The sequence below is a fragment of the Psychroflexus torquis ATCC 700755 genome, assembly GCF_000153485.2.
Lineage (GTDB): Bacteria > Bacteroidota > Bacteroidia > Flavobacteriales > Flavobacteriaceae > Psychroflexus > Psychroflexus torquis.
In genome coordinates this window covers 4,216,249-4,230,152 of the sequence record NC_018721.1, presented here as the reverse complement: position 1 = coordinate 4,230,152, position 13,904 = coordinate 4,216,249, and the positions used below count along the sequence as shown (strand labels likewise).

Annotated in this window: 12 protein-coding genes; all 12 read left to right on the top strand. The window is 30.8% G+C overall.

Translation table 11 applies throughout. The features are described 5' to 3' along the window. Window positions 1-170: 170 nt before the first annotated feature. The 12 genes from P700755_RS18170 (at window position 171) to P700755_RS18115 (ending at window position 13,412) form a co-directional block, all read left to right on the top strand. A complete protein-coding gene (locus tag P700755_RS18170) occupies window positions 171-1,301 on the top strand; it encodes a DUF2339 domain-containing protein (protein ID WP_211206115.1) in 1,131 nt (376 codons plus the stop codon). Next, window positions 1,285-2,520, top strand: a complete 1,236-nt coding sequence (locus tag P700755_RS18165) for a DUF3999 family protein (protein ID WP_015026073.1) — start codon at window positions 1,285-1,287, stop codon at window positions 2,518-2,520. Before P700755_RS18170 ends, P700755_RS18165 begins: the two co-directional genes overlap by 17 nt. A 116-nt stretch (window positions 2,521-2,636) precedes the next feature. Further along, entirely contained in the window at window positions 2,637-3,320 is a 684-nt protein-coding gene (locus tag P700755_RS20460; protein ID WP_015026072.1) for a hypothetical protein, read from the top strand. A 415-nt stretch (window positions 3,321-3,735) separates the two neighbouring features. Beyond that, window positions 3,736-5,532, top strand: a complete 1,797-nt coding sequence (locus tag P700755_RS18155) for an AMP-dependent synthetase/ligase (protein WP_015026071.1) — start codon at window positions 3,736-3,738, stop codon at window positions 5,530-5,532. 571 nt (window positions 5,533-6,103) lie between these two features. Then, window positions 6,104-7,012, top strand: coding sequence for a hypothetical protein (locus P700755_RS18150; protein WP_051007990.1), 909 nt, complete (start codon window positions 6,104-6,106; stop codon window positions 7,010-7,012). Window positions 7,013-7,329: 317 nt separating this feature from the next. Then, entirely contained in the window at window positions 7,330-7,965 is a 636-nt protein-coding gene (locus P700755_RS18145) for a hypothetical protein (protein WP_157609340.1), read from the top strand. 562 nt (window positions 7,966-8,527) lie between these two features. Next, window positions 8,528-9,676, top strand: a complete 1,149-nt coding sequence (locus P700755_RS18140) for a sensor histidine kinase (protein ID WP_015026068.1) — start codon at window positions 8,528-8,530, stop codon at window positions 9,674-9,676. A gap of 417 nt (window positions 9,677-10,093) precedes the next feature. Next, on the top strand, window positions 10,094-10,726 hold the full coding sequence (locus P700755_RS18135) for a hypothetical protein (protein WP_015026067.1): 633 nt from the start codon (window positions 10,094-10,096) through the stop codon (window positions 10,724-10,726). 159 nt (window positions 10,727-10,885) lie between these two features. Next, window positions 10,886-11,443 carry a GNAT family N-acetyltransferase gene (locus P700755_RS18130; protein ID WP_015026066.1) on the top strand — a complete coding sequence of 186 codons (558 nt, stop codon included), beginning with the start codon at window positions 10,886-10,888 and terminating at the stop codon, window positions 11,441-11,443. Window positions 11,444-11,927: 484 nt separating this feature from the next. Continuing rightward, complete coding sequence (locus P700755_RS18125) at window positions 11,928-12,545, top strand: CPBP family intramembrane glutamic endopeptidase (RefSeq protein ID WP_015026065.1); 618 nt, start codon at window positions 11,928-11,930, stop codon at window positions 12,543-12,545. Between the two features lie 214 nt (window positions 12,546-12,759). Next, on the top strand, window positions 12,760-13,053 hold the full coding sequence (locus P700755_RS18120) for a type II toxin-antitoxin system HigB family toxin (RefSeq protein ID WP_015026064.1): 294 nt from the start codon (window positions 12,760-12,762) through the stop codon (window positions 13,051-13,053). Window positions 13,054-13,055: 2 nt separating this feature from the next. Beyond that, complete coding sequence (locus P700755_RS18115) at window positions 13,056-13,412, top strand: helix-turn-helix domain-containing protein (RefSeq protein WP_015026063.1); 357 nt, start codon at window positions 13,056-13,058, stop codon at window positions 13,410-13,412. Window positions 13,413-13,904 lie beyond the last annotated feature (492 nt).

The following is a 13,904-nucleotide window of genomic DNA, read 5'->3' as shown; positions in this document are numbered from 1 at the left end:
TGAGAGGCTTGGGGTGAAATTCCCCTTGTCTACTCGATGTTAGTGCAATAATTTACAAACAAAAATTAGCAGATAAAAACCTATTTTATTTAGTATCTGGTTTGGTATTGGTATTTATTACCATTACAATTCCCGTACAATTAGATGGTAACTAGGTTACGTTATTATGGATTGGAGAAGCAGCTTTACTATTTTGGATAGGAAGGACAAAAGCTATTGCCATTTATGAAGATCTATCTTATATTTTAATGTTTTTAGCATTTTTCAGCATTTTCCAAGACTGGACAACTGTCTATGATGGTTATTATGTAGAGCAACCAGAAACAAGAATAACTCCTCTGCTTAATATCAATTTTCTTACATCTCTATTATTTATTGCAGCTTTTGGATTTATCAATTTTCTGAATAGAAATAAAAACTATTCTCACGCTTTCATCTTAAAAAAAAGATTTTCTAAAATCATATACTTTTCCATTCCTGCAATGCTGTTTATAACTATTTATTATGCCTTTAGGATGGAGATAGCAAATTATTGGGATCAACTGTATATAGATTCTGCTCTTTCAATCAATTCAGAAAGTGATCAATATTATAACTTCTATAGAAACTACGACATTAGCCACTTTAAAACAATATGGATTATTGATTATTCTTTACTTTTTGTTTCGGTTTTATCTTTTTTGAATACAAGGAAATTACAAGATAAAAAGGTGGGGTTAATCACTTTCAGTTTAATTGCGTTTACCATGCTTGTCTTTTTAACTCAAGGTCTTTATGCCTTTAGCGAATTACGCGAAACCTATTTAGATCAATCCTTATTAGAATACTATAAATCTGGAGTTTTTAATATTGGCATAAGATATGTTTCATTTGTATTCATAGCTATCACACTTTTTATGTGTTATAAGGCTACAAGGCAAAAATTTATGCATCGAAATTTTAAAAAAATATTTGATTTTATCCTCCATATCTCTACAATATGGATTTTCAGCAGCGAATTAATAAATTGGATGGATATTGCAGAATATAAAGAATCCTACAAACTTGGACTGAGTATTCTTTGGGGAGTTTATTCATTATTACTTATAGTTTTGGGCATTTGGAAAAACAAGAAACACTTACGAGTTGGAGCTATTATACTGTTTGGAATAACACTTATAAAGCTTTTTTTATATGATATTTCGCATCTTAACACCATTGCAAAAACAATTGTATTTGTATCGTTAGGAATTCTGCTTTTAATTATTTCATTTTTATACAACAAAAACAAGCATATTATATCTGATGAGATTGAGAATTAAAATAACTATTTCCTTATTTCTGCTAGCATTTTCATATTCACATGGACAAATGCAACAGTATAGCAACAAAAGAGAATTAAAAGGAATTAATAAGCAATGGCACAAAATAGTTTTGCCAAATGACATTTTCGAAAAGGTTTCACCAGACTTATCTGATATTAGAGTTTTTGGTATAACAGCAAGTAATGATACTATTGAATCACCTTACTTGCTTCGTACACTAACAGATGAGCTATCTAGCAAAGAAGCAGTTTTTAAAATACTGAACACCTCTCGTAGTGACAAAGGTTATTTTTTTACTTTTGAAATTCCTTCAATAGAAACAATTAATCAAATCAAACTAAAATTTAAGCAGCAAAATTTTGACTGGCAACTTAAACTAGAAGGGAGTCAAAATCAACAAGAATGGTTTACCATTATTGATGATTATCGAATTTTAGCAATCAAAAATGAATTAACAGACTTCCAATTTAGCAAACTAAGCTTTCCAAATTCGAAGTACCGTTTTTTTAGATTTCTTGTAGTGAACAGTAGAGAAAAGCCTGATTTAAAATCTATTAGTATTACACGACAAAACATTACAGAAGGTGTGTTTAGAGATTATCCTATTAAGAAAACGCTTACAAAAGAGAATAAAGAAACCAAGCAGACAATAGTAGACATCGAATTGCAATCTCCTGTTCCTGTAAGTTATATTAAAATTAATGCGATTAACTCATTTGACTATTATCGGCCATTGACAATAAAATACCTTTCAGATAGTGTACAAACGGAACAAGGATGGACATATAATTACCGCAATTTAACTATGGGAACACTAAACTCATTTGAAAAAAATGAGTTTAAAACCAACAGTTTGATAATTCAAAAACTAAAAATAGTTATTCATAATCAAGATAATCAATCTTTGACTCTTGATAAAATCCAGATAAAAGGGAACGTTCATGAATTAGTAACTCGCTTTACTGAGCCAGCAACCTATTACCTAACCTACGGAAAAAGCAAAGCAGTAAAAGCATATTATGACATTAACCGATTTACAGACAAGATTCCAGAGACAATAACAGCGATAGAATTAGGTAACGAACAAACAATTGAAAGGGAGGAAGTTCCGGTAACGGACCCCCTTTTCAAAAACAAAAATTGGCTATGGACAATCATGACAATAATAATTTTATTGCTCGGATGGTTTTCAGTAAAAATGATAAGAAAAAAATAAAAATGCTTTCTGTTTCTAAGATTCAAAAAACTGATGACATAGACAGGAATAAAAATTGAATAGAAAAGAGTCTATATTACAAAAAAGCCATCTTAACAAATTCATTAGCTTTTAGAATGATTGATGTAATTCAAATTTATAAATCGAAGGGGGTTTTTACTAAATCTACTTACAATCCTGAAAATAGAAAGCATTTTCAGGATATCGATATGTCGTTTGATTCTAGGCAAGGCTATTTAGAAAACGACATACTGATGTTACCCATTCACTACAAGAAATTTCCAGATTTTGAAACAGCAGATGTAACTATTATTCAAGATACTAAAGGATGGTTATCTTTCTTAGAGAATAAACATATCAAAAATACTGATGTATCAAATTCCTTTAAGAATGTGCCGACAAAATCTATACTATCAAATCACGAAAGTTTCTATACCTTAATACAATTAGATAGCCCTAAAGCTTTTGAATTTTTCAAATTAAAAAAATCTAACAAAGATACCTATGAAGTTTTTCTTGATTATGAATCAAATTCAAAGAGAATTGGAATTCCTAAACGGGAGAACCATAAAATCTGTGACCTAAAACACTCTAAACCTATTAGATATAAAATAAATGGAAAATCCGATTTCACATTGACTGGAAGTAAAGAAAGGACTTTTTATGAATATGACTACATCATAGAGTGGATAGGGAAAATTGATACTATTGAATTTTGTGAATTGAATAAAATCAGCAAAAGGAAAACTATTCCAATAGACAATTGCAAGTTGATTGATGAACGAAAAATACTAAGATAGAAGCTGCACTAATTGAACAATGGAAAGTCTACTTCGAAAATGGGAATTTAACAAAACCTTAAAGCTATCAATTATAGAAAACAGACTACGATTTACCAGCAAAAGATTGAGCTAAAAAACAACACTTTTCTTTATTAATCTTGAGAAACTATTATTCTTGACTTATAGATTTATATTCGTGATTCTTTGAGTTTTGTTATCGTGTTTTTTTAGACCCGAACAGCAGCAACAGGCGAATCAAATTCATGGCTATTTTTTTTAAAAAATGGATATGTTTTCCCTGAGAACAGACAACACTACTGAAGTAGCGCAGTGGTTTTTATATTCCGCTTACCTTCTCTAATCGCAGTAAATCTTCGTATCTTTATGCCACTATATTAGTTAAGATTTCAAAATATAAAAAGCTAAATTATAAATGGAAAACAGTCATATTGGCACAGAAATAAGAAACAACGTACAGCAATATCAGGGTGCAAATTCAATTTATTACAAGGATGATAAATTGAATACATGGGTTGGAATTTCATGGACGGATTTTGGCGACAAAATTCAAAACCTGTCAAAAGCATTATTGAATTACGGAATAAAAGAACATCAAAATATTGCCATATTCGCTGAAAACATGCCCGAATGGATCACAGCAGATATTGCCATAATGAGCATAAGAGCAGTGACGGTTCCTATTTACGCAACAAATTCAAAGAAGGAGGTTGAATACATTGTAAACGATGCTGAAATAAATTTGGTTTTTGTGGGGGGGCAGGAAGAATATGACAAAACACTGCAAATTTCAAAAACTAATAGCAACTTAAAATACATAGTTAGTCTTTGCGAAGACATAAACATCGAGGACAACGAAAACTCAATTCATCTAAATGATTTTTTGGTTTTAAAAGCGAATGAAACCATTGAAACAGAGCTTCAAAAAAGATATTACGAATGCAAGTCAACCGATTTGGCAAGTATTATCTATACTTCAGGCACTACCGGAGAACCCAAAGGAGTCATGCTGGATCATACAAGCTTTATGCAGTCGTTAGTAGCGCATGATTTTGAATTGTTTGTTTCAGAAAAAGATTCTTCATTAAGCTTTTTACCATTGAGTCATATTTATGAGAGAAGCTGGGTTTTCTTTTGTTTGCATCGAGGCATAAAAGTATATTTCAACCAAAATCCGAAGTTAATCGCCGAGGTATTAAAAGAGGTAAAACCAACAGTGATGTGCACAGTTCCTCGTATTTTCGAGAAAATTTATGCTGCAATTCAAGATAAAAGGAAAGAAGCTTCGCCTACAAAAATGAAATTAGCCAGCTGGGCTTTGGGTATTGGAAACGCCTATTTTAACAAATACAAACGAAACGATATAAAAGTACCATTAGCTTTAAAGTTGAAACACAAAATTGCAGATAAATTGGTGTTGAGCAAATTAAGAGAAGTTTTTGGTGGACGCATAAAATTCATGCCTTGCGGAGGAGCCCCTTTAGCTCCCGATATGGTGTCTTTTTTTCATTCTTTTGGTTTAAATATTAAATGTGGTTACGGCTTAACTGAAACTACAGCAACCGTCTCGCTATTTGGATATAAGCATTTCGAATTTAATTCTGCAGGAAAAGCAATTCATGGTACTCAAATAAAAATAGGAGAAAACGATGAAATTTTAGTAAAAGGACCTAGCGTAATGAAAGGGTATTACAAAAAACCAAAAGAAACTGCCGATGTTTTTGAAGACGGTTGGTTTAAAACTGGTGATGCTGGACTGATAGATGAAAAAGGGAATTTAATTATTACAGACAGAATAAAAGATTTAATGAAAACGTCTGGCGGAAAATATATTGCGCCTCAAAAATTAGAAACGGCATTGATAAACGATGCTTTTATTGAACAAATTTCAGTAGTAGGTGACCAACAGAAGTATGTAACCGCATTGGCTGTTCCGAGTTTTGAGAATTTAAAAAAATATGCCACTGAGCATAAAATTGCCTACAAAGACGTTGAAGAATTGATTAATAACAGTCAGATTAAAGAGATGTTTGAAAAGCGAATTGAAGCCTTGCAAAAAGATTTTTCGGTATTTGAAAAAATTAAAAAATTTAAATTGTTACCAAGAGAATTTAGTATCGAAGCGGGAGAGATCACAGCAACTTTAAAGCTAAAACGAAAAGTCATTCAGAAAAAATACAAGGTGATTATAGATAAAATGTATAACGAGTAAAATGCTATAAATCAACGGATGACTATAGTTTTGTCAAATAGTAATTTTTGAATTCAACTAATAATCGCGAAAATTAGAAGTCGAAAAGCAGGTTAACTATTTTTTCAGAACACAGAAAAGAATTGATTTCCTTTTCTGTGTTTGCTGAAATGCAAAAATTGGTATTACTTGCTCCTCGCGTAAGATTCCCTAAGCATAAAATATTTTAGTCTTCAATAAATACTCAAATTAGAAATTCTGTCGCCATAAAACGTCTGTAGAATGCAAATAGATGTTGATCTTATTATCCAGATTCCTTCAATTTATGGGTATTAAAACCTTAAACAATTAATACATAACGTAGTCTTTGATCTGACTTTTAGATGCTAGAAAACAAAATTTATAGATGAGTGTACTCAAATTTGTGATTTGAGAGGTAGATTAATTAGTTCCGAGGTTTCAGTGTTTATTAAAGCATGTTCTTAGTGTTAAGACTTTTAAGACGATAGAAAGTTCTTATATTAGTTACTTGATAATTTGGATAATACAACTTTTTGTGTTTTCCATAGGTAACGCCACATTGAAAAAAACTATGAAAATACTTTCAATACTATTGATTTTAATTTTTCTTGGTTGCGCAAATGAGCCAAAAAATAAATGCAATTACATTACAGATTATTACCAAATAATGTATAGAGCTGACTACAAATTTGATATTGAAAATTACGAAAAAGCATTTGATTTATACCAAGACATCTTTAACTCCTGTAAAGCAAAAAATACAACAACCTTTAACGAAATAGGTAAATTCACACAAAGTTCCGCTATTTTGAAAAAGTATGATATTACATATGACTATGCAAAAAAGCAGATTAAAAAGGGTGTAAAATTAAGCAGATTTCAAAACAATGAGATTTTTGATGATTTCCTATTATCAGATTATGGTAAAAAATTCGTTTTAGAATATGACGTGTTAAGAAAAGACTTTGAGAATAAAGCTAATTTAAAACTGCGTGACGAATTGATTTGGATGCGAAGTGCTGACCAAATGTATCGTGGTGGGAATGGCAAATCTGATTTTACAAAACAGGATAGTATCGACAAATTACATGAAGAAAGATTGATTGAACTTTTTGAAAGTATTGGATATCCAACTGATGAACTTCTTGGCCCACATATGATGGATTATCCAGTAGATGTCGGATTATTTTTGTTACACACAAAAGATAGCATCCGAATGAATTATTTCGTTCCAAAAATCAAAGAGTTTGTTCGAAATGGGACAGCACCACTAAGAGCTTTAGGTACTATGATTGACCAATATTATTTATACAATGATGAACCTCAAATTTATGGAACTTACAATGCGCAAGGTGGCGGATATGCGAATATGATAGACGACCTTAAAAAAGTAGATAGCAACCGAATTTCGATTGGTTTGCCACCTTTGGTGCTAAAAGAGAAAAAAGACAGTATAAGAAAAGTAAAATATGGCTTTTGATGTGCAGAACAATGTGGCATAACAAAAGTCTATAAAACATAGTGAATATAGGCTTTGCCAAAGATTTTTTCTTAATTTCAAAGACTACAAAATCTTTTTAATTTGACTTTTAAAAAAATAAGATAAAAGCAAAATGAAAAAGCTTTGGCTAAGGGCTTATCGACTGTCTTACTAGCATTAGCCTAATTGTTTTGCAAAATATAAAAAAACAAATGAGAGTAATTTTTACTATAGCCGCGCTTTTAATTAACCTTATAGGTTTTAGCCAAAGTATTCAATCTATAACGAACAAGGTTTCAACCAAAATTTGTGATTGTATGGATAACGATATGCAATCATATTCAGAGATAAAACCAGAATTTAATAAATGTTACGATAAAGAATTTAATCAGATTTTTAGTATTGTAGATAAGGATGAACAGAAAATTTTAATTGGAGAAGGAGTAATTGACAAAATCAAAAACAGAATAATTCCATCATTAAATAAAAACTGCGAAAAGGTAAGAAGGTTAATAGATGCTGAACTTAAAAAATCAATTGAACCAGCCAACTCAAATAAATCTAAAACATATCCAATAAATTTTGAGGAGAAAGATTTTGAAGAAATAGGAAACTGGAAAAATAAAATTATTGCTTTAGAGGGGCAAGTTGTCCAAGTTGAAAGAAGTAGTAAAAACACACCTTATTCTAAACTAAAGATTGGTAATAAAGAAATTTGGGTAATTTCAATGATTGATAGCGGTTTTGAAAAAGTAGATAACACCATAAAAATTGTAGGCTATTTTATTCCATTGAAAAAAGATGATTACGAAAGTAAATTTAATCAAGATAAATATCAAATTCTCGCGTTTGGAATATTAGATCTAAAGACAAAAGATTTACGATATTTCCCAGGTTCGGAAATTCAAATGAAGGAATGGAAAAGTGGAAAAATACCAAGTTCTGGGAAATAACACTTTACAGCAAAGAACTGAGGTAAAAAACAACTCTTTTCTACTTTAATTTTGGTACCCTAATTCTAGGTTTATAAATTCACCTTTGTGATTCTCTGAGTTTTTTTTCTCTATTTACCTAGGCAAAACCGAAACCTTTAACTTTATAACCAACGGAGAGAACAACGGGTTTACAAAAGGCCATTGGTTCTCTAATCTAAGGTAATTGTAGAGTTTTTAGAGGCCATTAATTAGCTATTGATTTAAGGATTAGTAGCTAAAGAAGCCTTTATAATAAGGTATAATCAAATAGGGTGATTTGAGAGGTTAATTGCCTACGGGATTTTAGAGTTTATTAAAGCATGTTCTTAGTGTTAAGACTTTTAAGACGATAAAAAGTTAATATATTAGATTTTTGATAAAAATGCATAACACAACAAGTTGTGTTATGCATAGGTTCCACATCATCTTTGAAAAAAATCGGTCACAAAATTAATAATTTAACTCTTTCAATAAATACTAACTGACTTACAGATTGTTATATCGATTTAAAAGTTAAATTTGCTAAATATTTTTCTAAATTATGGAAAAAACAGCAAAAATTCTTCGAGATAATAATGCAGAAATTATGAAAATTTGGCAGAACCAAGTTGTGCAAGAAGTACTTGCAAGCAAGGAATCTGACTCCATTGCTTTATACAACCAGTTACCTGATCTTATAAACGATATCGCCAGATTAATGATACGATACGATAAAATGGAGGGTTTTAATAAGGATGAAAAATACATAGAAATCCTTAAAACCAGCGAAGAACACGGCAAGCAACGATCAACTAAAGTCTATTATACTGCTGAACAGATTGTACACGAATATATAATCTTTCACCGCACATTGAGTGAATTCCTCATATCCCACAATGGCTATAGTGAAAAGGTTTCGGATTTGCTCAAATATGTTATCGAAACCTCGATACTAAAATCTGTAGGTTCATTTTCACGTTCCATACAGGATATGCAGGAAAAATTAATTGGTACGCTCGCTCACGATATAAGAAACCCACTTGCTGCCGCCCAGTTGTCGTTAGAAATGATGAAGCAGGACAAAACAGGTGAATGGACTAATAAAACGAGAATAGCAGCCCAGCGAAGCGTGAAAAAAGCGATTAACCTTATTGAAGGGCTTATGAACGGAATTACAGTTAAATCTGGCGAAGGAATGTTGTTAACCTTTGAAAGTTCAGACCTTTTAAAAGAAATGAAATTTGTTCACGCCGAGAGTAAAGAGGTTTACACTCGCGAAATAAATTTGGAATATAATGCAAAAAAAATCATAGGTATTTTTGACAAAACTGCAGTTAAAAGGTTGGTCGATAATCTAATCGGTAATGCTATCAAGTATGGTTCTATCGATAAACCAATTACAATTTCAATAGAAGATGAAGAAGATGCGGTCGCAATTAAAGTCCATAATTGGGGTAATCCTATTCCTCTCTCCAAACAAGAGCAGATATTCAAGTTTATGGGAAGTGCAAAAAGGGATAAAAAACCGGTTTCAGCTAGTTGGGGAATGGGCTTGACATTAACACAAATTGTTGCTGAGGCTCACGGTGGGGATATTAATCTTGTGAGTGACGAAAAAACAGGTACTACTTTTACAGTAAATCTGATTAAACAATTTAATGAAGTAGGAAAGAGGCGTGCGAAATTGACTTTTGTTTTGGATAATATTTAACCGATAAAAGGCATACTCGAGTACAAAAAAAAGGTGAAGAACAATGTTTATAAAACATAGCTACTACCTACTTTACCAGACTTTTTTTTGCTCATTAGTGAAGATCACCAAATTTAAAATTCGGCTCATCTATAATCCAAAAAGTAGTAGATTATTTTTATAACTACGTTTTATATGCAAACCGCTATAATACCAAATTAGACCTATAATGTCGCAATAAATCATTTTACCGAAACGAATTCGGCACAGGCTTTTTTCACCTGCTTTTTATGAAAAATAATTACCGTAGCTAAGGCTATGCTAATTATTTTTAATTTCAATCCATCAAAAAACCTGTGCTGAGCTACGTCGTAGTATAATTCAATTTATTCATACGGCATTATAAATATACTTTGTATAAGTCATTAAATAAAAAGCATGAAAAAAATATTAAGTAGCCTATTCCTATCATTGTCAATAATTACATGTTGTCTTGGACAAGAAAAAGAAGAGAAATTAGTAAGAGAATCATTTAACAGCTATAAAACTTCAATTTTAAATGACAAAGGAGAAAAAGCAGTAGATTTTGTTGACAGTAAAACAATATCTTATTATAATGAAATTCTTGAAACAACTAAAAAGGCAGATTCTTTGACTCTAAATTCATTAGGAATTCTTGACAAGTTAATGGTTATATCAATCAGGTATAGAACATCAAAAAGAGATATTTTATCATTCAATGGGAAAGAACTATTAATTTACGCTATTAAAGAAGGAATGGTTGGAAAAAACAGCGTAATGAATACTGAAATTGGAGATGTTGAAATCGATAAAAATTTTGCTAAAGGGCAGCTTATTTCGAATGGACAAAAAGCTCCCTTTTACTTTCATTTCTATAAGGAAAGTAATAATTGGAAAATTGATTTAACTTCCATATTCCCAGTTGGTGCAATGGCATTTAAAAAAATGATTGAAGACAATGGTGAAGAAGAAAATCAATATTTAATTCAATTATTAGAAATGATTACAGGTAAAAAACCAGTAAATGAAATTTGGAAACCGATACTATAAAACGCCTTATAACAATCTGTATAGTCAATGGTTTTCTAATGGCAAAACACAAAAGTTAAGACCATTAAATTAAGTTTAACATTTTCAGAAAAATGTACTGATTTATATACATCACTAACCATACAGGCAACCTTGTAAGTCATTAAAAAAAAACTCTAAATGAAAGATAATTTCCCAACTTTAGAATCAGAAAGAACGATTCTCAGGCAATTTGTTGATTCTGATTTAGAAGATGTTTTTAAAGGGCTTTCTCATCCTGATATTATAAAGTATTACGGTATTAGTTTCGATAGTTTAGAAGCAACCAAAGAACAAATGCAATGGTTTTCTAATCTTGAAAAAAACCAAAATGGGATTTGGTGGGCGATATGCTCTAAAGTTGATGGAAAATTTCTTGGCGCAGGAGGTTTAAACGACTTAAATAAAGAAAATAAAAAAGCTGAAATTGGGTTTTGGTTATTACCAGAGAACTGGGGAAAAGGATTTATGACTGAAACCATGCCACTTATCTTTACTTACGCATTTGACAAAATTGGACTGCATAGGATTGAGGGATTTGTGGAAACTGAAAATATGAATTGTAAAAAGGCACTTGCAAAACTGAAATTCAGTTTTGAAGGAACTATGAAAGATTGCGAAATTAAAAATGGTGAATTCATTAGTTTGGATATTTATTCAAAATTGGATCATAAAGAACTACCCATAACAAAGAATTGAAGTAAAAAACAACTCTTTTCTCCATTAATTTTGAAACGATAATAGTCTAGGCTCAAAGATTCACATTTGTGATTCTTTGAGTTTTTTTATTGTTTATTCTTCTACCTATATCTAGGCAAAACAGAAACTTTCAGCTTCATAACCAACGGGGAGACCAGCGGGTTTTTACAAACCCGTTGGTTTTCCAATCCAAGGGCATTGTAGGCCTTTAATCAACTATTGATTTGCCTAATAGCATCTATAACTCAATATATCTATTAGTGTTACTAGGTTATTCTTTAAGCATTTATGAAAGGTTTTACTCTAATATTTTGATTTGAGAGGTAGATTAATTGCCTCCGAGATTTCACCGTTTATTTATGGCATGTTTTTAATGTTAATATTTTTAAGACGATTAAAAATACTAAATTTATATTGCAAATAAAATTGGAATAACACAATTTGTTGAATTATTCCCATGTTGTGAGCAATTAAAACAAAAACTATGGGAATCGAGATAATTGAAATGATATTACAAATTCTAATATTCGCATTGATTCCATTTTTAGCTTATGTAATTAAGAAAAAAACTTTAAAAGGATTTTTAGATTATATAGGGTTAAAGAAGTCTAATTCAAAAGCAAATATTCTTGCGATTTTTGCATCTCTGATTTTATTGGCGCCAATGGTACTTTTAATATTTACAAGCGAATCGTTCAGAGAAATTATGTTTGATCCGAATAGTATAACGGGAAAATTAAGGGCAATGGATTTTGGAACTAATTCCATAATTATCCTATTAATAATTGCAATATTCAAAACGTCATTTGCAGAAGAGATATTATTTAGGGGATTTATTGCTAAACGTTTAATCAGTTCTCTTGGATTTATAAAAGGCAATATTATGCAAGCAATAATTTTCGGAATATTACACATGATTCTATTTGCTGTAATTACTACTAATTTCATTTATTTGAGTTTGATTTTTATTTTCCCAACAGTTGCAGCTTATGTATTTGGATATTTGAATGAAAAAAAAGGAAACGGGAGTATAATTCCAAGTTGGATTGCTCACGGATTAGCGAATGTCATAACATACCTTGTCGTTGGATTCGTTATATAAAAAAAAGTAAAAGCTCACAATATTGTATAAGCGTAATGTGGGCTAAGCGTCTAAATATAAATACCTTGTAATTAACAAACATTACGGTAAATTGAAAGTAAGTGCTTCGAAATCTCTCACTACGCTTATACTTGTTGTTGCCAACAAGCTAAAAAAATAAATTAATTACCAAATTGGTAACTTTTTTCTTATATTTGGGTTAAACAATTATAATGTGAGAGTAATCGCAAAACGAACTTTACGAGATTTTTGTGAAAAACACGCTGATTGTGAAGAACAATTAAAATCGTGGTATAAAGAAACAGAAAAATCCGAATGGAAGAATATTAACGAATTAAAAAGTGAGTATCCGAGTGCAAGTATTTTAAAGGACAATCGAATTGTTTACAACATCAGAGGCAATAATTATCGTTTGATTGTAAAATTCAACTTTGAATATGGAATATGCTGGATAAGGTTTATTGGAACTCATGCAGAATATGACAAAATTGACGCAAATAACATCTGATTATGAAAATATTACCAATTAGAAACGAAAACGATTATCAAAAAGCGCTCAACAGACTTGAGGATATTTTTGATGCAAAAAAAGGAACGGAAGAAGGAGACGAATTGGAAATCCTATCAATATTGATTGATCGATATGAAAACGAGCAATTCCCAATTGGAATGCCTGACCCTATTGAAGCAATTAAGTTCCGAATGGAACAATTGGGAATGAAACAAAAGGATTTAGCAGAAGTTGTCGGATTTAAAAGCAGAGTTAGTGAGATTTTGAATAAAAAGCGAAAACTGACATTAGATATGATTAGAAAACTAAATACTACTCTTCATATTCCAACTGAAGTTTTAATTCAAGATTATTAATTAAAAAAAGCCAGTTGGCAACAAAGAACTGAGGTGAAAAACCACTCTTTTCTCCATTAATTTTGAGGCACTAGTAGTCTAGACTCAAAGATTCATAAAACTGATTCTTTGAGTTTTTTTAATTATTTTGGTAAAATAGAAACTTTCAACTTCATAACCAGCGAGGTGACCAGCAGGAACTAACTGTAGCTATTGAATATTTTAAAAACCTCTGCTATATTCACCAATGACAGCTGCAATAATTCAACCAACGGGTTTACAAAAAGCCGTTGGTTAAAACACTCTAGTTTTTGAGATTAATACAAAGTCTGTTGGATAATATATGTGGAAGTATTAATTTAGATCAAAATTAAAAATGACCTATTTAAAAAATATACCCTCTACTGAAGGTTTGAATAGAGTTTATACGGATGTTGTGTGTCATGCCCAATATAACTCATAAAATCTTCTAAACAGAAATAAAAATCAATTTTAATGTTTATATTTGTAAAA